21 protein-coding genes and 1 pseudogene are annotated in these 19,949 nt (G+C 75.1%); 12 read left to right on the top strand and 10 right to left on the bottom strand.

What is annotated here, in order from left to right:
* Positions 1-8 precede the first annotated feature (8 nt).
* A complete protein-coding gene (gene glpX / locus ACIQBJ_RS21975) occupies positions 9-1,049 on the bottom strand; it encodes a class II fructose-bisphosphatase (RefSeq protein WP_400712974.1) in 1,041 nt (346 codons plus the stop codon).
* A gap of 193 nt (positions 1,050-1,242) precedes the next feature.
* Between glpX and ACIQBJ_RS21980 the strand changes: the two genes are divergently transcribed.
* Positions 1,243-1,770 (top strand): DUF4245 domain-containing protein, encoded by a 528-nt coding sequence (locus ACIQBJ_RS21980; RefSeq protein ID WP_400712977.1) that lies wholly within the window; start codon positions 1,243-1,245, stop codon positions 1,768-1,770.
* 58 nt (positions 1,771-1,828) lie between these two features.
* On the opposite strand, the gene ACIQBJ_RS21985 is transcribed toward ACIQBJ_RS21980, so the two are convergent.
* Entirely contained in the window at positions 1,829-2,422 is a 594-nt protein-coding gene (locus ACIQBJ_RS21985; protein ID WP_400712980.1) for a malonic semialdehyde reductase, read from the bottom strand.
* Positions 2,423-2,558: 136 nt separating this feature from the next.
* Positions 2,559-2,795 (bottom strand): exodeoxyribonuclease VII small subunit, encoded by a 237-nt coding sequence (locus ACIQBJ_RS21990; RefSeq protein ID WP_400712983.1) that lies wholly within the window; start codon positions 2,793-2,795, stop codon positions 2,559-2,561.
* 60 nt (positions 2,796-2,855) lie between these two features.
* On the opposite strand from ACIQBJ_RS21990, the gene ACIQBJ_RS21995 reads away from it, so the two are divergent.
* Positions 2,856-3,338, top strand: a complete 483-nt coding sequence (locus tag ACIQBJ_RS21995) for a GNAT family N-acetyltransferase (RefSeq protein ID WP_400712986.1) — start codon at positions 2,856-2,858, stop codon at positions 3,336-3,338.
* Positions 3,339-3,345: 7 nt separating this feature from the next.
* On the opposite strand, the gene ACIQBJ_RS22000 is transcribed toward ACIQBJ_RS21995, so the two are convergent.
* Together ACIQBJ_RS22000 and xseA are read right to left on the bottom strand one after the other, a co-directional pair.
* Complete coding sequence (locus tag ACIQBJ_RS22000; RefSeq protein WP_400712989.1) at positions 3,346-3,903, bottom strand: RNA polymerase sigma factor; 558 nt, start codon at positions 3,901-3,903, stop codon at positions 3,346-3,348.
* Between the two features lie 177 nt (positions 3,904-4,080).
* A complete protein-coding gene (xseA, locus tag ACIQBJ_RS22005) occupies positions 4,081-5,301 on the bottom strand; it encodes an exodeoxyribonuclease VII large subunit (RefSeq protein ID WP_400712992.1) in 1,221 nt (406 codons plus the stop codon).
* A 104-nt stretch (positions 5,302-5,405) separates the two neighbouring features.
* Between xseA and ACIQBJ_RS22010 the strand changes: the two genes are divergently transcribed.
* Positions 5,406-6,380 carry a 4-hydroxy-3-methylbut-2-enyl diphosphate reductase gene (locus ACIQBJ_RS22010; RefSeq protein ID WP_400712995.1) on the top strand — a complete coding sequence of 325 codons (975 nt, stop codon included), beginning with the start codon at positions 5,406-5,408 and terminating at the stop codon, positions 6,378-6,380.
* Positions 6,381-6,556: 176 nt separating this feature from the next.
* The gene (ppgK, locus tag ACIQBJ_RS22015; protein WP_400712998.1) at positions 6,557-7,297 is read left to right on the top strand and encodes a polyphosphate--glucose phosphotransferase; all 741 of its coding nucleotides are present in this window, start codon (positions 6,557-6,559) and stop codon (positions 7,295-7,297) included.
* Positions 7,298-7,324: 27 nt separating this feature from the next.
* Here the strand turns inward: ppgK and ACIQBJ_RS22020 are convergent, their stop codons facing one another.
* On the bottom strand, positions 7,325-7,783 hold the full coding sequence (locus tag ACIQBJ_RS22020; protein WP_400713001.1) for a DUF6542 domain-containing protein: 459 nt from the start codon (positions 7,781-7,783) through the stop codon (positions 7,325-7,327).
* 331 nt (positions 7,784-8,114) lie between these two features.
* On the opposite strand from ACIQBJ_RS22020, the gene ychF reads away from it, so the two are divergent.
* Positions 8,115-9,188 carry a redox-regulated ATPase YchF gene (gene ychF, locus ACIQBJ_RS22025; RefSeq protein ID WP_400713004.1) on the top strand — a complete coding sequence of 358 codons (1,074 nt, stop codon included), beginning with the start codon at positions 8,115-8,117 and terminating at the stop codon, positions 9,186-9,188.
* 63 nt (positions 9,189-9,251) lie between these two features.
* On the opposite strand, the gene ACIQBJ_RS22030 is transcribed toward ychF, so the two are convergent.
* A complete protein-coding gene (locus ACIQBJ_RS22030; protein ID WP_400713007.1) occupies positions 9,252-9,833 on the bottom strand; it encodes a Uma2 family endonuclease in 582 nt (193 codons plus the stop codon).
* A gap of 52 nt (positions 9,834-9,885) precedes the next feature.
* On the opposite strand from ACIQBJ_RS22030, the gene ACIQBJ_RS22035 reads away from it, so the two are divergent.
* On the top strand, positions 9,886-10,470 hold the full coding sequence (locus ACIQBJ_RS22035; protein ID WP_400713010.1) for a TetR/AcrR family transcriptional regulator: 585 nt from the start codon (positions 9,886-9,888) through the stop codon (positions 10,468-10,470).
* Complete coding sequence (locus tag ACIQBJ_RS22040) at positions 10,467-11,819, top strand: MFS transporter (RefSeq protein ID WP_400713013.1); 1,353 nt, start codon at positions 10,467-10,469, stop codon at positions 11,817-11,819. Before ACIQBJ_RS22035 ends, ACIQBJ_RS22040 begins: the two co-directional genes overlap by 4 nt.
* 34 nt (positions 11,820-11,853) lie before the next feature.
* On the opposite strand, the gene ACIQBJ_RS22045 is transcribed toward ACIQBJ_RS22040, so the two are convergent.
* The 3 genes and pseudogenes from ACIQBJ_RS22045 to ACIQBJ_RS22055 form a co-directional block, all read right to left on the bottom strand.
* A complete protein-coding gene (locus ACIQBJ_RS22045; RefSeq protein WP_400713016.1) occupies positions 11,854-12,510 on the bottom strand; it encodes an HAD-IA family hydrolase in 657 nt (218 codons plus the stop codon).
* Between the two features lie 70 nt (positions 12,511-12,580).
* Positions 12,581-13,715: pseudogene (locus tag ACIQBJ_RS22050) on the bottom strand (dihydrofolate reductase family protein).
* A gap of 74 nt (positions 13,716-13,789) precedes the next feature.
* A complete protein-coding gene (locus tag ACIQBJ_RS22055) occupies positions 13,790-14,374 on the bottom strand; it encodes a pyridoxamine 5'-phosphate oxidase family protein (RefSeq protein ID WP_400713019.1) in 585 nt (194 codons plus the stop codon).
* Between the two features lie 137 nt (positions 14,375-14,511).
* On the opposite strand from ACIQBJ_RS22055, the gene ACIQBJ_RS22060 reads away from it, so the two are divergent.
* The 5 genes from ACIQBJ_RS22060 to ACIQBJ_RS22080 all read left to right on the top strand — a co-directional run bounded on the left by ACIQBJ_RS22060 (position 14,512) and on the right by ACIQBJ_RS22080 (position 19,875).
* A complete protein-coding gene (locus tag ACIQBJ_RS22060) occupies positions 14,512-15,321 on the top strand; it encodes a methyltransferase domain-containing protein (RefSeq protein WP_400713022.1) in 810 nt (269 codons plus the stop codon).
* A 132-nt stretch (positions 15,322-15,453) separates the two neighbouring features.
* Positions 15,454-15,669, top strand: coding sequence for an SPOR domain-containing protein (locus tag ACIQBJ_RS22065; RefSeq protein ID WP_400713025.1), 216 nt, complete (start codon positions 15,454-15,456; stop codon positions 15,667-15,669).
* Positions 15,670-15,788: 119 nt separating this feature from the next.
* Positions 15,789-16,259, top strand: a complete 471-nt coding sequence (locus ACIQBJ_RS22070; RefSeq protein WP_400713028.1) for an adenylate cyclase — start codon at positions 15,789-15,791, stop codon at positions 16,257-16,259.
* A 79-nt stretch (positions 16,260-16,338) separates the two neighbouring features.
* On the top strand, positions 16,339-16,740 hold the full coding sequence (locus ACIQBJ_RS22075) for an NUDIX domain-containing protein (protein WP_400713031.1): 402 nt from the start codon (positions 16,339-16,341) through the stop codon (positions 16,738-16,740).
* 213 nt (positions 16,741-16,953) lie between these two features.
* On the top strand, positions 16,954-19,875 hold the full coding sequence (locus ACIQBJ_RS22080) for a SpoIIE family protein phosphatase (RefSeq protein WP_400713034.1): 2,922 nt from the start codon (positions 16,954-16,956) through the stop codon (positions 19,873-19,875).
* The last annotated feature ends 74 nt before the right edge of the window (positions 19,876-19,949 follow it).

The following is a 19,949-nucleotide window of genomic DNA, read 5'->3' on the forward strand; positions in this document are numbered from 1 at the left end:
GGCGCGGCTCAGTTCGCGCGGTCGAAGTCGATCGCGCTGTAGGCCCGCAGCTTGGACAGCTTGTGGGTCGAGTCGATCCGGCGGATCGTCCCGCTCTTGGAGCGCATCACCAGCGACGAGGTGGTGGCGGTCTCCTGGCGGTAGTGGACGCCGCGCAGCAGCTCGCCGTCCGTGATGCCGGTGGCGACGAAGAACACGTTCTCGCCGCTGACCAGGTCGTCGGTGGTCAGCACCCGGTCCAGGTCGTGCCCGGCGTCCAGCGCCTTCTGGCGCTCCGCCGCGTCCTTGGGCCAGAGCCGGCCCTGGATGACGCCGCCCATGCACTTCATCGCGCAGGCCGCGATGATGCCCTCCGGGGTGCCGCCGACGCCCATCAGCAGGTCGACGCCGGTCTCCTCGCGGGCAGCCATGATCGCGCCGGCCACGTCGCCGTCCGAGATGAACTTGATCCGGGCGCCCGCCTCGCGGATCTCCCGGACCAGGCCCTCGTGCCGGGGCCGGTCCAGGACGACGACGGTGACGTCCTCGACGGCGGAGCCCTTGGCCTTGGCGACCCGGCGGATGTTGACGGCCGGCGGGGCGGTGATGTCGACGTAGTCGGCGGCCTCGGGGCCGCAGACCAGCTTGTCCATGTAGAAGACCGCGCTGGGGTCGAACATGGTGCCGCGGTCGGCCACCGCGAGGACCGCCACCGCGTTGTTCATGCCCTTGGCGGTCAGCGTGGTGCCGTCCACCGGGTCCACGGCCACGTCGCACTCGGCGCCGGTGCCGTCGCCGACCCGCTCGCCGTTGTACAGCATCGGGGCTTCGTCCTTCTCGCCCTCGCCGATGACGACGACGCCGTTCATCGAGACGGTCGAGACCAGGGTGCGCATCGCCTTCACGGCCGCGCCGTCGGCACCGTTCTTGTCGCCCCGGCCGACCCAGCGGCCCGCGGCCATCGCGGCGGCCTCGGTCACCCGGACCAGCTCCAGGGCGAGGTTCCGGTCGGGGGCTTCCGGCGCGACCTCAAGGGAGCGGGGAAGGTGGTGCGGGTACTGCGTGGTCATCGTCGTTACCTCTCTGTACGCGACGGCCGGTCAGCGTCGGGACACGGAGGGCCACCGGCGCTGCAATGAGGGTTGCTGCGATCGTATCGGCAGGTCGGACGGGTGTCTGTGGCGCACTCCTCGCGCCCGGCGGCGAACCCCGCCGCGGCGGCCCGCGGGCGGGGCCGGGATAAGCGCCGCCTACCATGGGCGGGTGGCAGACAGCAGCAAGCGCAACCGCCAGTCGGTCCGGGACATGGTCCTGTCGATGGCGGCGGTCGGCGTCGTGGTCGTGGTGGCGTACTTCAGCATCCCCGGCGCCGACGAGAAGAACGGCGGAGTGCACCCGGTGCCCTTCCAGGCCGAGCTCTCCTCGGCCAGGCGGGCCGCCCCGTACCCGCTGCTCGGCCCGCAGCCGCTCCCCGCGGGCTGGCAGGCCACCTCGGTCACGTACAGCCCCGGCGACAAGGGCCACGCGCTCTGGCACCTGGGCCTGAGCACCGCCTCCGGCCAGTACGCGGCGGTCGAGCAGAGCAACGACCGGCCCGCCGACGTGGTCTCCGCCAACGTCCCCGGCGGCAAGCCGGACGGCACCGTCACGGTGGACGGCCAGGAGTGGCAGCGGGTGCAGGGCGACCGCTACCGGGCGCTGACCCGCCCGGCCGGCGGCACCGGCACCACGGTGCTCACCGGCACCGCCTCGTACGAGGAACTGGCCGAACTGGCCCGCTCGCTCAAGTAGCGCCGGGCACGCGGAAGGCCCCCGCCGGGAACGGCGGGGGCCTTCGCTGTCACCGGGCTCAGACGGTGGTGACGACCTCGTCGTAGGCCAGGCGCGGGCCGCGCGGGAACCAGGCGTCCTCGCCCGGCTTGCCGATGTTGACCACGGCCAGCACCGAGTGCTCGCCGTCGGCGAAGAACTCCTTGTTGATGCCCGCGGCGTCGTAGCCGGTCATCGGGCCGGCGGCCAGGCCGGCGGCGCGGACGCCGATGATGAAGTACGCGGCCTGCAGGGCGCCGTTCAGGGTCGCCGAGGACTCGCGGACCGAGCGCTCGCTGAAGAACATCTCCTTGGCCTGCGGGAAGTGCGGCAGCTGGGACGGGAGCTCCTCGTGGAACTCGTTGTCCGCGGCCAGGATCGCGACCAGCGGCGCGGTCGAGGTCTTCGCCTTGTTGCCGTCCGCCATGTGCTCGACCAGGCGGGCGCGGCCCTCCTCGGAGCGGACCAGGACGATCCGCAGCGGCTGCTGGTTGAACGCGGTCGGGCCGTACTTCACCAGGTCGTAGACGGCCTGGATCTGCTCGTCGCCGACCGGCTCGTCCGAGAAGGTGTTGGCGGTGCGGGCCTCGCGGAACAGCAGGTCCTGGGCGGCGGCGTCGAGGGCCAGGGTCATGATTCGGTGTCCTTCGCAGAGCGGGAACGGGGTCCGGGGTCGGTGCGGCGCGGTGGCCGTACGGACGGTTCCAACTTCGATGAAACTTAAACCATTCCCGGGCCCGACGGTGATCCGGATCACACCCGGGCCGCGCTCACTCCCCGGCGGGCTCCTCCGCGGCCAGCGCCGCGTCCAACCGGGCCCGGGCGCCGTCCAGCCAGCGCTGGCAGACCTTCGCCAGCTCCTCGCCGCGCTCCCACAGCGCCAGCGACTCCTCCAGCGTCGTCCCGCCGTTCTCCAACCGCCGGACCACCTCCAGCAGTTCGTCCCGCGCCTGCTCGTACCCGGGCGCCCGCTCCGACTCCGCCGCGCCACCCCGCTGATCTGCCATGCCGCCAGGGTAGGCGCTCGACCCGACAAACCCCTTGCGCCCCGTCCTACGCTGCCGGACATGAGCACTCCACGCCCGGCCGGGCCCGCGGACGCGGACGAACTGGTCCGACTCCGCACGCTGATGTTCGAGTCGATGCAGGGCGCGGCCCGCCCCGGACCCTGGCAGGAGACGGCCCGCCGGGAGCTGGCCCGCGCGCTCGCCGAGCCGGAGCGCCGCATGCAGGCGTACGTGGTCGACGACCCGGAACGGCCCGGCCGACTGGCGAGCTGCGCCATCGGCACCCTGGAGCAGCGGCTGCCCGCCCCCGGCCACCCCGAGGGCCGGTTCGGCTTCGTCTTCAACATCAGCACCGACCCCGCCCACCGCGGCCGCGGCCACGCCCGGGCCTGCACCGAGGCCCTGCTCGCCTGGTTCGACGCCCACCGCGCCACCCGGGTCGACCTGCACGCCACCGAGGGCGGCGAGGCGCTCTACCGGAGCCTCGGCTTCCGCGAGCACTCCACCCCGCTCTCCCGGCAGCGGCCGCTCGACCAGGACTGACGGCCCGTCACCGGGCCAGCGAACGGCGCAGGTTCAGCCTGGCCCGGTACGTCAGCGTCTTCACCGCGCCCACCCGCAGCCCGATCCGGTCCGCGATCTCCGGCGAGCTGAGCCCGTCCCAGTACCGCAGCCGCAGCACCGCCCGCTGGCGCTCGTTCAGCACCGCCAGCGCCGCGTCCACCCGGGCCGCCTCCGCCGCCGCGATCACCGCCTCCTCCACCCGGACGCCCGAATCGCGGTCGGCGACCGCCGCGACCGCCCGCTCCCGGCGGGTGGAGCGCCGCTTCTCGTGGTCCAGCAGCACGTTGCGGGCGATCGTGAACAGCCAGGCGCCGAAGTCCGCGCCGGTCCAGCGGAAGCCGCGGATGCCCGCCATCGCCCGGACGAAGGTGTCCTGGGCCAGGTCCTCGGCCAGCGGGCGGGAACCGGTCCGGCGCAGCAGGTACGCCAGCACCGCGCCGTGGTAGCAGCGGTAGATGTCCGTCCAGGCCGCGCGGTCCCCGGCCCGGGCTGCCTCGATCAGCGCGGGCGTCGCCGCCGGTCTCGCGGACGGGGAACCAGCCATGCCGACCTCCGGGAAGCTCCGGAAAAGGGAAGGCCCGTCACAGTAGGAGCCGGTTCGACCCGGAGCAAGCGGTTCGCGGGTATTGGCGGCGAAACGCCCGGATTCGCCCGCGGAGAGGGGGCTCGTGGAGCCCCCCGCGAGCCGGTCCGACGCCTCGCCAGCCCCGCCCGTCCGCCGTCAGTCCCCGTCCTCGGTCCCCGCCCGCAGGTCGAGGCTGCCGCCCGCCACCCGGGCCCGCAGTGCCTCGCCGTCCGCGACCTGCGCCGGGTCCGTCACCACCGTGCCGTCCGCCTTCCGCAGCACCGCGTACCCGCGCTCCAGGGTGGCCAGCGGCGACAGCGCCACCACCCGGGCCAGCGCGTGCCCCAGGTCGGTCTCCGCGTGGTCCAGCCGGTGCCCCAGCACCCGGCGGGCCCGCTCCAGCAGCGCCGTCACCTCGGCGCCGCGCGCCGCCACCGCCTCGGTCGGCGCCGCCAGGGCCGGCCGGCTGCGCACCGCGGCCAGCCCCGCCCGCTCCCGCTCCACCCGGTGCAGCACCGACCGGCGGGCCCGGTCCCGCAACTGCCGCACCCGGGCCAGCTCCTCGCCGACGTCCGGCACCACCCGCTTCGCCGCGTCCGTCGGCGTGGACGCCCGGAAGTCCGCGACGAAGTCCAGCAGCGGCTGGTCCGGCTCGTGCCCGATCGCGCTCACCACCGGCGTCCGGGCCGCCGCCACCGTCCGCACCAACTCCTCGTCGGAGAACGGCAGCAGGTCCTCCACGCTGCCGCCGCCGCGGGCCACCACGATCACCTCGACCTCCGGCAGCGCGTCCAGCTCCCGCACCGCCGCGCACACCCCGGCCACCGCCTGCGGCCCCTGCACCGGCACGTTCCGCACCTCGAAGCGCACCGCCGGCCAGCGCCGCCGGGCGTTCTCCAGCACGTCCCGCTCGGCCGCCGAGCCCCGGCCCGTCACCAGCCCCACGCAGCCCGGCAGGAACGGCAGCGGCTTCTTCCGCCCCTCCTCGAACAGGCCCTCGGCGAACAGCCGGCGCTTCAACTGCTCCAGCCGGGCCAGCAGTTCGCCCAACCCGACCAGCCGGATCTCGGACGCCCGCAGTGACAGGCTGCCGCGCGCCGCGTACCACTCCGGCTTCGCCAGCACGATCACCCGGGAGCCCTCCTGGACGGCCTCCGCGACCTGCTCGAACACCTGCCGGAAGCAGGTCACCGTCAGCGAGACGTCCCGCTCCGGGTCACGCAGCGTCAGGAACACCATGCCCGCCCCCGGCCGCCGGGACAGCTGCGCGATCTGCCCCTCCACCCACACCTCGCCCAGCCGGTCGACCCACCCGCCGATCAACGCCGAGACCTTCCCCACCGGCAGGGGCGCTTCGGGACTGCTCGCATTGGCCATGTCCCGAGGCTAGCCGCAGCCGAGGACGTCCCGGGGGAACCGGGCGAGCGGGAAACCGGGACGCGGGGAACCGCGGCCCCGGGACTCGCCCGTACGATGGGGCCATGTCCACCAGTGCTCAGCGCCGTGTCCTGCTCGCCGCCCCCCGTGGCTACTGCGCGGGTGTCGACCGCGCCGTGATCGCCGTGGAGAAGGCCCTTGAGCAGTACGGGGCGCCCATCTACGTCCGCAAGCAGATCGTCCACAACAAGTACGTCGTGCAGACCCTGGAGCGACAGGGCGCGATCTTCGTCGACGAGACGGAGGAGGTGCCCGAGGGCGCGATCGTGGTGTTCTCCGCGCACGGCGTGGCCCCGTCCGTGCACGACGAGGCCGAGGCCGGCAAGCTCGCCACCATCGACGCCACCTGCCCGCTGGTCACCAAGGTGCACAAGGAGGCCCGCCGGTTCGCCGACGAGGACTACGACATCCTGCTGATCGGCCACGAGGGCCACGAGGAGGTCGTCGGCACGATGGGCGAGGCCCCGGAGCGGATCCACCTGGTGGACGGCGCCGCGGACGTCGCCAACGTCACCGTCCGCGACGAGTCCAAGCTGGTCTGGCTCTCCCAGACCACCCTGTCGGTGGACGAGACGATGGAGACCGTCGGCGCCCTCAAGGAGCGCTTCCCGCTGCTGGTCTCCCCGCCCAGCGACGACATCTGCTACGCCACCCAGAACCGCCAGGTCGCGGTCAAGCAGCTCGCCCCCGAGGCCGACCTGCTGATCGTGGTCGGCTCCAAGAACTCCTCCAACTCGGTCCGCCTGGTCGAGGTCGGCCTCGAGTACGGCGCCAAGGCCGCCCACCTGGTCGACTTCGCCGAGGAGATCGACCCGGCCTGGCTGGAGGGCGTCACCACGGTCGGCCTGACCAGCGGCGCCTCGGTGCCGGAGATCCTGGTCGACGGCGTGCTCGAACTGCTCGCCTCGCACGGCTTCGAGGACGTCCGGATCGTCAAGACCGCCGAGGAGCACCTCACCTTCTCGCTCCCCAAGGAGCTCCGCCGCGACCTGCGCGCCGAGGCCGCCGGCAAGCTCTGACCCCCCGTCACCGCCCGACGCCCGGACCCCCGCCAGGAGGCCCGGGCGTCGCCCGTGCGGACGGCCCGCGGCTCGGGAACGGCTGCGCCGCCCCCCGCGCACCCGTACGTTGGTGCGAAGGCCGGTGGGCGGCGGGCGCCCCCGGCGGCACCGGCGCGGTACGGGAGGCGACAGCAGTGACGACGCTCTTCGGCGTGGACATCGGCGGCTCGGGCATCAAGGGCGCCCCGGTCGACCTGGAGCGGGGCGTGCTCGCCCGGGAGCGCCACAAGGTGCTCACCCCGCAGCCCTCCGAGCCGGACGCGGTGATCGACGCCGTCTGCGAGGTCGTCCGGCACTTCGACCACCGGGGGCCGGTCGGCCTGACCTTCCCCGGCGTGGTCGTGGCCGGCCGGACCACCACCGCCGCCAACGTCGACAAGGGCTGGGTCGGCCTGGACGCCGCCGCCCGCTTCACCGAGGCGCTCGGCCTGCCCGCCACCGTGGTCAACGACGCCGACGCGGCCGGCATCGCCGAGGTCACCCACGGCGCCGGGCGCGGCCGCCCCGGCGTGGTGCTGCTGCTGACCTTCGGCACCGGCATCGGCAGCGCCCTGTTCTCCGACGGGGTGCTCGTCCCCAACACCGAGCTCGGCCACCTGGAGCTGCGCGGCAAGGACGCCGAACGGCGCGCCTCCTCCGCCGCCAAGGAGCGCCACGACCTCAGCTGGGCCGCCTGGGCCGAGCGGGTCGACGAGTACCTCGACCTGGTCGAGAAGCTCTTCTCCCCGCAGCTGGTGATCGTCGGCGGCGGGGTCAGCCGCAAGCACGAGAAGTTCCTGCCGCTGCTCAGGGAGCGCCGGGCCGAGGTCGTCCCGGCCGAACTCCGCAACGACGCGGGCATCGTCGGCGCGGCGATGGCCGCGGGCCGGGGCTGAGCCGGTCCGCCGCTCCGCCCGCCGCCGTCAGGAGGAGCGGCGGGCGGCGGGCGCGCGGTGCCGGCGGCGCTGGGCGAGGTAACGCGCGGTGACGATCGCACCGGCCAGGCCGGTGCCGGTGAACAGCCAGCCCGCCCGCAGCGCCAGGCCGCCGGCCAGCGACACCAGCTGGCCGGTGATCCCCTGCGCGGTGGACGGCTGCAGCAGCACCAGCGCCGCCGCGAAGGCGATCGGCCCGCAGATCGGCGCCGCCGGCAGGTCCGGGTACCGCACCCGCACGGCCAGCTGGAAGCACACCACCAGATAGCCGAGCCCGAACAGCACCCCGAGCCCGCCGAACAGCAGCCGGTCCAGCCCCGCCGCCGCCAGCGTCCCGGCCACCGCGACCACCCCGGTGCCCACCGCCGTCAGCCGGGCCGGACGCCCGCCGCCGGTGCCGGTGCCGGGGCCGCGCGACCGACGGGCCGTCAGCAGCCGCTGCACCACCTGCTGCACCGGCGGCCCGGCCCGGCCCCCGGAGGCCGTCCGCAACCGGGACTCGGGGGGCCCGCTCTGCTCGGGGACTGCGGCCTCGGCCGCGCCGCGCCCGGGCGGACGCCTTCGCGGCCCTGGCGGCTGGGTACGGACTCTCTGCTCCACCCGACCAACGTACGGTCCGATCATCGACACCGTCTGTAATGGCCCCCGAGGAATTGTCCGTGTCCGTCCGTCGCGCGCCCCACCGTGCTGCCGTCGGGCCCCCGCAGGCCCCGTAGACTGGGGGATCGGCCCGCACGGGTCACCTCGAAGCCCTCCAAGCCACGGGACACCACTCTCCATGTCGCTCACGATCGGAATCGTCGGCCTGCCGAACGTCGGCAAGTCGACCCTGTTCAACGCCCTGACCAAGAACGACGTGCTGGCGGCCAACTACCCGTTCGCCACCATCGAGCCCAACGTCGGCGTCGTCGGCGTCCCGGACGAGCGGCTGACCAAGCTCGCCGAGATCTTCGGCTCGCAGCGCATCCTCCCGGCCACCGTCGACTTCGTCGACATCGCCGGCATCGTGCGCGGCGCCAGCGAGGGCGAGGGCCTGGGCAACAAGTTCCTCGCCAACATCCGCGAGTCGGACGCCATCTGCCAGGTCGTGCGGGCCTTCACCGACCCCGACGTGGTGCACGTGGACGGCAAGGTGTCCCCCAAGGACGACATCGAGACCATCCACACCGAGCTGATCCTCGCCGACCTCCAGACCGTCGAGAAGGTCCTGCCCCGGCTCCAGAAGGAGGCGCGCCTCAAGAAGGAGACCGCCCCCGTCCTGGCCGCCGCCGAGGCCGCGCAGGCCGTCCTGGAGACCGGCAAGACCCTCTTCGAGGCCGGGTTCGACACCACCCCGATCCGCGAGCTGCACCTCCTCACCGCCAAGCCCTTCCTCTACGTCTTCAACGTGGACGAGGACGAGCTCTCCGACGAGGACTTCAAGAACGCCCAGCGCGCCCTGGTCGCCCCCGCCGAGGCCATCTTCCTCAACGCCAAGATCGAGTCCGAGCTGATCGAGCTCGACGACGCCGAGGCCCTCGAACTCCTCCAGTCCATGGGCCAGGAGGAGCCCGGCCTCGCCACCCTCGCCCGCGTCGGCTTCGACACCCTCGGCCTGCAGACCTACCTCACCGCCGGCCCCAAGGAATCCCGCGCCTGGACCATCAAGAAGGGCGCCACCGCCCCCGAGGCCGCCGGCGTCATCCACACCGACTTCCAGAAGGGCTTCATCAAGGCCGAGGTCATCGCCTTCACCGACCTCGTCGAAACCGGCTCCACCGCCGAAGCCCGCGCCAAGGGCAAGGCCCGCATCGAGGGCAAGGACTACGTCATGCAGGACGGTGACGTCGTCGAGTTCCGCTTCAACGTCTGACGCCCCATCGGCACGCACGAGGGACCGCTCCCAACCGGGGGCGGTCCCTTCGCCGTTCACTGCTCAGGACCGCGGCCGCGGCGTCAGCCGGGCGAGGTCCAGTTCGATCCCGAAGGGCACCGGGCGGCTGAGAGTGCCGCGGAAGATCCCGGCCGGTGCGTAGCTGCGGGTGGGCTCGTCGAGCTCGTAGACGTGGACGACGGGTGCGCCGTCCTCGTCCTCGATGCGCCAGTAGTGCGGGATGCCGGCTTCTGCGTACTTGCGAAGTTTTACTGTGCGGTCGCGGTGGGCGGACTCGGGGGAGACGACCTCGATGACGAGTTGGACGTCCTCGGGGGCGAACCAGGTGCGGTCGCCGTCGAAATCGGCGGTCGTCACCAACAGGTCCGGTTCGGGGCGGTTGCGCGGGTCCAGCTTGATGGTCATTTCGCGGCCGACTCTTGTGTCGGCGGGCGCCTGCTCCATGAGAGCGACGGTGAGCATGGTGACGAGGTGGCCGTGCCACCACCTCTGCGGCGACATCATGAAGACGAGCGCTCCGTCGATCAGTTCGGTGTGCCGGGGCGCCTCCGGGAGGCGGTCGAGATCCTCCGCGAACCAGCCTTCCGCGCGGGGCGGGCGCATCCAGTCGGGCAGTGAGGTCATGGCCCGAGTCTAGCCGTAGACAGTGTCTGCGCGGGGCTGGTAGACAGTGTCTATGAGCGATGCGGGAGAGTCCCTCCGGGAGCGCCTGGTGGATGCCGGGGTGGAGTTGGTGCTGGCCGAGGGGTCGGGGGCGGTGGGGCTGCGGGAGATCGCGCGGCGGGCCGGGGTGTCGCACGGGGCGCCGCGGCGGTACTTCCCGACGCACCGGGAGTTGCTGTCGGCGGTGGCGCGGCGCGGGTTCGCGGAGTTGGCGGCGCGGTTCGCGGAGGTCGGGGCGGCGGACGCGCGGGGGCAGTTGGCGGGGATCGCCCGGGCGTACCTGGGGTTTGCGGACGAGCGGCGCGGCATGTACGAGCTGATGTTCCGTCACGACCTGCTGAACGGCGACGGGCAGGAGGCGGACGGGCCCCGGCTGCGGGAGGAGACCGGGCCGCTGTTCGCGGAGATGGCGCGTCTGGTGGGGGAGTGCACGGGGGACGCGGGGCGCGCCCCGGTGGTGGCGGCCGCGCTCTGGGCGAACCTGCACGGGCTGGCCCAGCTGCAGGGCTGGGGGAGCACCCGGCTGATGCTCGGGGAGGGCCGCGAGGGGGAGCTGCTGGACGCGGTGCTGGCGGCCCACCTGGGCGGGGCGCGATGAGCCGGCTCGCACTGCCGGTGAGCGCCGCCGCCGCGATGCTGGTGGCGCTGGACGGCACCGTGCTGCTGATCGCCCAGCCCGCGATGCGGCGCGAACTCGCCGCGAGCACCGCCGAGTTGCAGTGGACCAGCACCGGCTACCTGGTCGCCGTCGCGGCCCTGCTGGTGGTCGCGGGCCGGATCGGCGACCGGTACGGGCACTGCCGGACGCTGCTGGCGGGCGTGCTCGGGTTCGGCGCGTCCTCGGCCGCGATCGCGCTGGCCCCGACGGTCGGCTGGGTGGTCGGACTCCGGGTCGCCCAGGGCGCGTTCGGCGCGCTGCTGCAGCCGGGGACGCTCGCGCTGCTGCGGCTGTGCTGCCCGCCGGAGCGGCTGGGCCGGGCGATCGCCGTGCGGACGGGCGCGATCGCGGTCGCGGCCGGCGCGGGGCCGCTGCTGGGCGGCGTCCTGGTCGACGCGTTCGGCTGGCGGGCGGTGTTCTGGATCAACCTGCCGGTGGCGGTGCTGATCGCGGCGATGGCGCTGGCGCTGCGCCCGCCGCCGGTCGAGGGCCGGGCCCGGCGCCTCGACCTGGTCGGCGCGGCCCTGCTGGCGGCCGCGCTCGCCGTCCTGGTGCACGCCCTGGCGGCCGTCCCGGACCGGGGCCGGTCCGGCAGCGTCCCCGAACTCGCCTGCGCGGCGGGGCTGTTGGTCGTCCTGGTGGTGCACGAGCGGCGGGCCGCCGAGCCGGTGGTGCCGCGTCCGGTGGCCCGCTCCCGCCCGGTGACGGCTTCGCTGGTGCTGCTGCTGGCGTCCTCCGCCGGACTGTTCGGCACCCTGTTCCGCACCACCTTCCGGCTCCAGGACGCCCTGCACGTCGGCCCGCTGGGTGCCGCGCTGCGGATGCTGCCGCTGACCGCGCTGATGGTGCTGGGCGCGCCGGCCGCCGCCCGGGCACTGGGCCGGTGGGGGCCGCGCCGGACGGCCTCGGCGGGCGTCCTGCTGCTGGTGGCGGGGATCGGCGGGCTGGCCGGTCCGGGCGGCGGCGGGGCGGTCCCGGTGCCGACGGGGGTGGCCTCGGCGTTGCTGGGGGCCGGGTTCGCGGCGGTGATGGTGACGGCGACCGGCAGCGTGGTCGGCGACGCCCCGCCCGGGTACGCGGGCGCCGTCGGCGGGTTGAAGCAGACCGCGATGAACATCGGCCCGACCCTGGGCATCGCCACCGCCGCCGGGGTCGGGGCGCAGCACGCGCTGCCCGCCCTCGCCCTGTTCGCCGCCTGCGGGGCCCTGCCCGCGGCCGCGCTCCCGGGCCGGGGGCCCGGCGCCGGCCGGACCTCGCGGCCCACCGGCCCGGCCGAGCCGGCCCGCTGACGGTGCGGCACCGGTGCGGCACCGGTGCGGCGGGTCAGGGCAGCCGGACGACCAGCCCGCCGTCCCCGGCGGCGGTGACGGTCACCCCGGAGAGGTCGTCCACGTGGTGGTCGGGCCGGTGGGCGGCCGCGCGCGGGCCGATGCCGAGGACGGGCATCCCGGCGGCGCGGGCGGCGGCGATGCCCGCCTCGGAGTCCTCCAGCACCAGGCACTCGGCGGGGGCGACGCCCAACTCGGCGGCGGCCTTCAGGAAGCCCTCCGGGTCGGGCTTGCTGGCGCCGACCTGCTCGGCGGTGATCATCAGCGGCGGCAGCGGTACGCCGGCGGCGGCCATCCGGACCCGGGCGAGCCGGTCGTCGGCTGAGGTCACCAGCGCGTGCGGCAGCCCGGCCAGCGAGGCCACCAGCCGCGCGGCGCCCGGGACTTCGACCACGCCGTCGGTGTCGGAGGACTCCTCGTCGAGCATCACCGCGTTCTCGGCGAGGTTCTGCTCGACCGGGCGGTCGGGCAACAGCAGGGCCATGGTCAGGTGGCCTTGGCGGCCGTGCACCACGGGCATGATCGCGTCCCCGTCCAGGCCGTTGCGCTCGGCCCAGCGGCGCCAGCAGCGTTCGACCACGGCGTCGGAGTTGACCAGGGTGCCGTCCATGTCGAGCAGGACGGCCCGGACCGGCGGGGTGAGGACGGGCATCGGGGCTCCTCGGGAGACCTGGTACGAGTGTTTGTTCCTCAATCGTACAAAACCCGTGGGGGTGCGGCCCTCAGCCCACCAGGTGCGCGTTGACCGCCCGGGCCTCCGCCGCCAGCTCCGGCAGCTCCACCACCTCGACGCCCGCCGCGGCGAGCAGCGCGGTGCCCCGGCACGCCTCGACGAACAGCGCGGGCTCCCGCCAGGCCGTCACCACCCGGGGCACCCCGGCCGCGACGATCAGCTCGGCGCAGGGGTGCGGGCGGGAGGCGCGCTGCCCGCAGGGCTCCAGGGTGGAGTAGAGGGTGGCGGCGCGCAGCCGCGGGTCGCCGGCCGGCAGCTTGCCGAGGGCGGCCTCCTCGGCGTGGTTCACGGCGTCCACCTCGCGGCTGAAGCCCTCGGCGAGCACCGCGCCGTCCGCGCCGACGACCACCGCGCCGACCGAGAACGCGGTCTCCGAGGGCGGGCAGCGCCGGGAGAGTTCGATCGCGTGCCGCAGCCACCGCAGGTCGGACTCAGTGCTCATCGGGGGACTCCTTCGGGGCGTACCGCAGCAGGACGACGTCCCCCACGGTACGTGCCTCCAGCAGGCGCATCCGGCGGGTCGGGCCGCCGGGGTAGGCGGCGGGGGAGAGGAAGCGCGGCGCGTCCGCCTGGCCGACCAGCAGCGGGGCGACGGCCAGCTGCAGCTCGTCGGCCAGGCCCTCGGCGAGGAAGCGGGTGTGCACGCTGCCGCCGCCCTCGACCATCAGCCGGCGGACCCCGCGCGCGCCCAGCTCGTCCAGCACCGCGCCCAGCGGGACGGACCCGCCGAGCCCGACCACCTCGGTGCCGGGCGCGTCGGCCAGCGCGGCGCGCAGCGCGGGCGCGGTGGCGTCGGTGGTGAAGGCCAGCTTGGCGCCGCCGGTGTGCCAGAACCGCAGCGCCGGGTCGAGTCGGCCACTGGCGCTCAGGGTGACCTTGAGCGGGTGCTCGGGGTGTCCGGCGGCGAGCCGCCCGGCACGCCGGGCGGGCGAGTTGACCAGCAGCCGGGGGTTGTCGGCGCGCAGCGTGCCGCCGCCGACCAGGATCGCGTCGCTGTCGGCGCGCAGTGCGTCGACCCGGTCGAAGTCCTCGGCGTTGGAGAGCAGCAGCCGGTCGGGGGAGGCGTCGTCGAGGTGTCCGTCGATCGAGACGGCGGCGCTCAGCAGGACGTGGGGGCGGGGCACGGGCGGCACTCCGGGGTCGGCGGCGGGACGGGCTCCACGGTACGCCGCGCCCGCCCGGACCTGCCGGGTCCGGGTCAGGCGGGCCGGGGCGGCAGCGGGAGGGGGAGCGAGGGCAGGCCGTCGATGCTGACGGCGACGTGGTCCTTGCTCTCGCAGTACTCGCCGAACTTCTCCTCGCCCTTGCGGTCGAAGAACTCGGCGTGCAGCCCGCGGTCGGAGCGGTAGTCCATGAACGGGACGGCGAACCCGCAGGAGTCGCTCACCCGCTCGGCCCGGACCAGCACGACCGCCCGCAGCCCGGTGCCGTCCGCGGCCGGGTCGAACGCGGCGAGCAGCCCGGCGAAGCGCGGGTCGTCGCGGAACACCGGCTCGCCGCGGCCGTGCACCCGCAGCACGGTGGGCGGCCCCTCGAAGGCGCACCACATCAGGGTGATCCGGCCGTTCTCCCGCAGGTGGGCGATGGTCTCGGCGTGCGAACCGCCGAAGTCCAGGTAGGCGACGGTGAGTTCGTCGAGGACCGCGAGCGTCCCGGCACGGCCCTTGGGGGACAGGTTGACGTGGCCGTCGGCCGCGAGCGGCGCGGTGGCGACGAAGTACACGGGCTGCCGCTCGATGAACGCGCGCAGCCGGGCGTCGATCCGTTCGTACGTCTTTCCCATGCCGTCGATTCTGCTCCCGGCGGTGCGCGGCGGGCCAGGTGACGGCGGATCAGTCTTGCGATGCGAGACGGGATTGTCCGATCCCCGGACGGTTCTCCTATGCTCGGGGCACCGCCTTCGAAGGGGAGGGAGCCACCGTGGCCGGTTACACCCATGGGCACCACGCCGCCGTCCTGCGCTCGCACCGCACCCGCACCGCCGCCAACTCGGCCGCCTACCTGCTGCCCGAACTTCGGCCCGGGCAGCGGGTGCTGGACGTCGGCTGCGGGCCCGGCACGATCACCGCCGACCTGGCGGAGCTGGTCGGCCCGCAGGGGCGGGTGACCGGCGTCGACCCGTCCGCCGAGGTGCTCGCGCAGGCCGCCGCACTGGCCGCCGAACGCGGCCTGGACCAGCTGTCCTTCGAGGTCGCCGACGTGTACCGGCTGCCGTACGCCGACGCCTCGTTCGACGTGGTGCACGCCCACCAGGTGCTCCAGCACCTGGCCGACCCGGTGGCCGCGCTGCGCGAGATGCGCCGGGTCGCCGCCCCGGGCGGGGTGGTCGCGGTCCGCGACGCCGACTACGCCGCGATGGCCTGGTACCCCGAACTGCCCGAGCTGGACGAGTGGCTGGCGCTCTACCGCCGGGTCGCCCGGGCGAGCGGCGGCGAACCCGACGCCGGGCGCCGCCTGCTGGCCTGGGCGCTCCGGGCCGACCTGGCGGGCCTCGAGGCGGTGCCCTCCTCCTCGACCTGGACGTACGCGACGGAGGCCGAGCGCGCCTGGTGGTCGGAGAGCTGGGCCGAGCGGACGGTGCACTCCAACACCGCCGCCACCGCGCTCGCCGAAGGGCTGGCCACCCCCGCCGACCTGGAGCGGATCGCCGCCGGCTGGCCCCGCTGGGCCGCCCGCCCGGACGCCTGGTTCGCCGTACTGCACGGTGAACTCCTGCTTCGCGTAAGCTAGTTGGGCACGCCCCCGCGTTGACGAGTTGTTAACCGGCTGCGTACCGCCCGGTAGCATCTGCCGCCCAGCCTCGGAGCTGCGGCGCGCGGTCCGGCCTGCCCCCCACCGGGCCGGACCGCTACCGTGTGCGGCATGCAGTCGACCGACGCCGCCGCGAACGGTCCGCACCGGGTGGTGCGGCAGGACGACAACGGCAACCGCTTCCTGGTCGCCCGCGGCCTCGACCGGGCCGGGGCCGAGGCGCTGGCCGCCGAGTTCGAGGCCCGCGGCCACAAGCAGCTCTACTGGGTCGAGGCCGAGGACGCCGACGGGGGCGGCGCCCCGCCCGGAACGCCCGCCGCCGGCTGAGCCGCCGCCGAACGCCCCGCCGAAAGACCCCGCCGAACGCCCCCGCCCCGCGTAGCGTGGTGGTCGGCAGCCGCGCGCACCCGGCGGGCCGGCGCCGCCCCGACCCAGGAGGACGCCCGGTGGCCGTCGAGATCGAGCGGAAGTTCCTCGTCCCGGAGGGCGCAGAGGTCCCCGCGGGGCGGGAGTTCGAGGTCCGCCAGGGCTACCTGGTGATCGGACCCGAGGGCGCCGAGGCCCGGGTCCGCGACCAGGCCGGGTCCTGCTCGCTGACGGTCAAGCACGGCACCGGCCTGGTCCGCGGCGAGTGGGAGACCCCGCTCACCGCCGGGCAGTTCGAGGCGCTCTGGCCGGCCACCGAGCACGCCCGGGTCGCCAAGACCCGCCGGGTGGTGCCGCTCGGCCGGTACGAGGCGGTGGTCGACACCTTCCACGGCCGGCTCGCCGGACTGCGCACCGTCGAGGTCGAGTTCACCGACCCGGCGGAGGCCGCGGCCTTCGTCCCGCCGCCCTGGTTCGGCCCCGAGGCCACCGACCGGGCCGACCTGAAGAACCAGCGCCTGGCCACCGCGGCGGCCCCGCCCGGCCCCTGACGTAGGGTCGGACCGGCGGGCCGCGCGGGCGGCCCCGGCACGGCGGGCCCGCACGGGCGGGCCCCGGAACGGCGAGGCGATGGCACCCCTGATCGACACGGTGGCGTGGGTCCGGCTGGAGGGCGGCCGCATCCTCTGCGCCCGCCCCCGCGGCAAGGACGTGTTCTACATCCCGGGCGGCAAGCGCGAGCCCGGCGAGAGCGACCTGCAGACCCTGGTCCGCGAGGTCGCCGAGGAACTCACCGTCGCCGTCCGCCCCGACACCGTCGCCCACGTCGGCACCTACCACGCGCAGGCGCACGGCCACCCGGACGGCGCCGTGGTCCGGATGGCCTGCTACACCGCCGACTACACGGGGGAGCTCGCCGCCAGCAGCGAGATCGAGGAGGTCGAGTGGTTCGGCTACGCCGACCGCGACCGGGTGCCTCCGGTCGACCGGATCCTCTTCGACGACCTGCACCGCGACGGCCTGCTCGACTAGACCGCCCCGCTCCCCTCCCGCCCGCGCCCTGTCCGATCTGTACGCCAATCGGACAGACGACCCCTATGTCGGGATAGCCACCCGATTCCCTGGGTATGGCAGTGTTCGGCAGCATTCGTCACGATCGGTGAGCCTGCGAGAGCAGAGCGTGGCGGTGGCCCGTGCCCCGGCGACCCGCCGGGGGCGTTCCAGCGACGGCCGGAGGCCCCGCAGGTGGCGAAGCCGGGTGACGGCGGGGGAGAGCGCGAGGCGTCCGGCCTGCCCGGGTCCGGCCCGCGGCGGCCGGGCAGCCCCGCCCTGCCGCCGGGCGGCGGGCGCTCCGGCCGGGCCGCCGCCCGCGCCCGGCTGCGCGGCCACGGCCGCACCGGCCCGGCCGCCCACCAGGGCCGCCCCGCCCCGCTGCCCGGCAGCGCCCCGACCGCGGGCCGCCCCGGCCCCCGACCGACCGCCACCACCACCCCGGGCGAGCCCGCCGGCCCCGGAGCCCCGCCCGCGGCCGAGCGCCCCGCCGGGCCCGCCCGCGGCCGCCCCGTCCGCGCCTTCCCCGGCACCCCGGGCACGCCCGACGGCGCCGTCCGGGCCGTCGACCCGGACGAGCCCGCCGGTCCGGGCCCCCACCCGGGCGCCCGGTCCGACACCGCGCCCACCAGCCTGCACCCGAGCCGGCGCACCGAGGGCGGCAGCCTGCTCGACGTGGTCCGGGTGGCGATCGTCATCCTCGACACCTCCGGCCGGGTGGTGCTCTGGAGCCCGGCCGCCGAGCAGATGCTCGGCTGGCCCAGCGAGGTGCTGGTCGGCCGCGCCATCAACCAGCTGATCGAGGACCGGGACCAGGTCGAGCGGACCGGGGCGGCCCTCCGCGAGACCCTGCGCCGCGGCTCCTGGCACGGCTTCGCCGAACTCTCCGACCGGGACGGCGTGCCCGTCGAGGTGGAGGCCCGGCTCTCGCTGCTGGTCGACGGCGACGGCGCCCCGTACGTGCAGGCCGCGCTCACCGAGGCCGCCGCGCTGCGCGCCGTCGAGCGCGACCTCGCCGTCCGGGACGCGCTGTTCGAGCAGTCCCCGCTGGGCATCGCCGTCCTGGACACCGAACTGCGCTACACCGCCGTCAACCGCACCCTCGCCGAGATGAACGGCCTGCCCGCCGAGGAGCACATCGGCCGGACCACCGGCGAGACGCTGCCCGAGCGCTCCGCCGACGAGATCACCGCCATCCAGCGCCAGGTGCTGGCCACCGGCGAGCCGGTCATCGACGTCACGCTGGCCTCCCCGGCCACCGCCCGCTCCGGCTACCGCTCGATCTCCTACAGCCGGATGACCGACCGCTCCGGCCGGGTGCTCGGCATCTCCGGCACCGTGATGGACGTCACCGAGCGCTACCGGGCGGTCGCCAAGGTCGAGGGCGCGCGGCGCCGGCTGTCGCTGCTCAACGAGTTCGGCTCCCGGGTCGGCGACCTGCTGGACGCCGCGATGATCGCCCAGGAGCTGGCCGGCGCGGTGGTGCCCCGGCTGGCCGACTACGCGGGCGTGATCCTGCTGCAGGCCGTCGCGCACGGTGACGACCTGCCCCGGCACGGCCACGACCGGCACACCTCGCTGCTGCAGCTCGGCGTCGCCGCGATCCAGCAGGGCCCGGCGGTGGAGACCATGCTCCGGCACGGCGCCCGGATCACCTTCGAGGAGGACTCGGTGTTCGGGCGGGTGCTGCGCAGCGGCGTCCCCGAGATGCTGTCCGGCGGCGGGCCCGAGGAGCTGTCCTTCCCTGGCGACCCCAAGGTGGAGGCCGCCCGCGAACTGGGCGTGCACTCCCGGCTGGTGGTGCCGCTGCGGGCCCGCGGCATCGTGATCGGCCTGCTGGTGGTCAGCCGGGCCGGCTACCGCGAGGGCTTCGACCGCGACGACCTGGCCTTCACCGTCGAACTCGCCGACCGGGCCGGCAGCTCGCTCGACAACGCCCGGCTCTACGCCCGCGAGCGCACCGCCGCCCTCACCCTGCAGCGCACCCTGCTGCCGCAGCAGGTCCCGCAGCCCGCCGGCGTCGAGGTCGCCTACCGGTACGTGCCCGGCTCCAGCGGCACCGAGGTCGGCGGCGACTGGTTCGACGTCATCCCGCTGCCCGGCGACCGCACCGCCCTGGTGGTCGGCGACGTGATGGGCCACGGCCTGCGGGCCGCCGCCACGATGGGCCGGCTGCGCACCGCGGTCCGGGTGCTGGCCGCCCTCGACCTGGCCCCCGAGGAGGTGCTCCGGCACGTCCACGAACTCGCCGACGACCTCGCCCAGGGCCCCGACGAGGCCCTGCTCGCCACCTGCGTCTACGCGGTCTTCGACCCGGCCCGGCGCAGCCTGACCGTCACCAAGGCCGGCCACATCCCGCCGGTCCTGGTGGTGCCCGGGGCCGGCGCCGAGCCGGCCCGCTCCGGCGGCCCGCTGCCCGGCGGCGCCGGCCGGGTGCTCGACCTGCCCTCCGGCGCGCCGCTCGGCGTCGGCGGGGTGCCGTTCGAGTCCATCGAGATGGAGATCCCCGACGGGAGCCTGCTCGCCCTGTGCACCGACGGGCTGGTGGAGTCCCGCGACAAGGATCTGGACGTGGGACTGGGGAGGTTGGTCAGCGTGCTCGAACAGCCGTACGCCTCGATCCAGCAGGCGTGCGAGGCCGTCCTCGACACCATGGAACAGGGCCGCGAGCCCGACGACGTGGCCCTGCTGCTGGCCCGCCTCGGCCGCGGCCGGGCCGACGTGCCCACCGCCGGCTGGACGCTGCCCGCCGAACCGACCGCGGTCTCCCGGGCCCGCCGGCTGGTCCGCGGCACCCTCGCCGACTGGGGCGTCGAGGAGTACACCGACACCGCGGAACTCCTGGTCAGCGAGCTGGTCACGAACTCCGTCCGGTACGCCAGCGCCCCGATCGGGGTCCGCCTCACCCTCGGCGAGGTCCTGCTGGTGGAGATCTCCGACCCGCTGCCCGACCCGCCCCGGGAGCGGCACGCCGGGGCCGGCGACGAGGGCGGCCGCGGCCTGGAACTGGTCAGCCGGCTCGCCCTGCGCTGGGGCACCCGGGCCGAGGGGCTGGGCAAAGTCGTCTGGTTCGAACTGGCAGACTCGGACGTTCAGCCACCCGAGTCGATGTTGTGACGTTGAAGGGCGTGTGCGCCCACGCCCGGATGATGAATACTCGGACAGCGAATACTCGGTCTTCTCGACACCGG

Source organism: Kitasatospora sp. NPDC088391 (genome assembly GCF_044753345.1).
Taxonomy (GTDB): domain Bacteria; phylum Actinomycetota; class Actinomycetes; order Streptomycetales; family Streptomycetaceae; genus Kitasatospora.

What these genes read in the sequence shown, in the direction of transcription:
- glpX (WP_400712974.1), bottom strand. Translation starts at nt 1,049, where the DNA reads ATGACCACGCAGTACCCGCACCACCTTCCCCGCTCCCTTGAGGTCGCG.
- ACIQBJ_RS21985 (WP_400712980.1), bottom strand. Translation starts at nt 2,422, where the DNA reads ATGACCCTGGCCCTCGACGCCGCCGCCCAGGACCTGCTGTTCCGCGAG.
- ACIQBJ_RS21990 (WP_400712983.1), bottom strand. Translation starts at nt 2,795, where the DNA reads ATGGCAGATCAGCGGGGTGGCGCGGCGGAGTCGGAGCGGGCGCCCGGG.
- ACIQBJ_RS21995 (WP_400712986.1), top strand. Translation starts at nt 2,856, where the DNA reads ATGAGCACTCCACGCCCGGCCGGGCCCGCGGACGCGGACGAACTGGTC.
- ACIQBJ_RS22000 (WP_400712989.1), bottom strand. Translation starts at nt 3,903, where the DNA reads ATGGCTGGTTCCCCGTCCGCGAGACCGGCGGCGACGCCCGCGCTGATC.
- xseA (WP_400712992.1), bottom strand. Translation starts at nt 5,301, where the DNA reads ATGGCCAATGCGAGCAGTCCCGAAGCGCCCCTGCCGGTGGGGAAGGTC.
- ACIQBJ_RS22010 (WP_400712995.1), top strand. Translation starts at nt 5,406, where the DNA reads ATGTCCACCAGTGCTCAGCGCCGTGTCCTGCTCGCCGCCCCCCGTGGC.
- ychF (WP_400713004.1), top strand. Translation starts at nt 8,115, where the DNA reads ATGTCGCTCACGATCGGAATCGTCGGCCTGCCGAACGTCGGCAAGTCG.
- ACIQBJ_RS22030 (WP_400713007.1), bottom strand. Translation starts at nt 9,833, where the DNA reads ATGACCTCACTGCCCGACTGGATGCGCCCGCCCCGCGCGGAAGGCTGG.
- ACIQBJ_RS22035 (WP_400713010.1), top strand. Translation starts at nt 9,886, where the DNA reads ATGAGCGATGCGGGAGAGTCCCTCCGGGAGCGCCTGGTGGATGCCGGG.
- ACIQBJ_RS22040 (WP_400713013.1), top strand. Translation starts at nt 10,467, where the DNA reads ATGAGCCGGCTCGCACTGCCGGTGAGCGCCGCCGCCGCGATGCTGGTG.
- ACIQBJ_RS22045 (WP_400713016.1), bottom strand. Translation starts at nt 12,510, where the DNA reads ATGCCCGTCCTCACCCCGCCGGTCCGGGCCGTCCTGCTCGACATGGAC.
- ACIQBJ_RS22055 (WP_400713019.1), bottom strand. Translation starts at nt 14,374, where the DNA reads ATGGGAAAGACGTACGAACGGATCGACGCCCGGCTGCGCGCGTTCATC.
- ACIQBJ_RS22065 (WP_400713025.1), top strand. Translation starts at nt 15,454, where the DNA reads ATGCAGTCGACCGACGCCGCCGCGAACGGTCCGCACCGGGTGGTGCGG.
- ACIQBJ_RS22075 (WP_400713031.1), top strand. Translation starts at nt 16,339, where the DNA reads ATGGCACCCCTGATCGACACGGTGGCGTGGGTCCGGCTGGAGGGCGGC.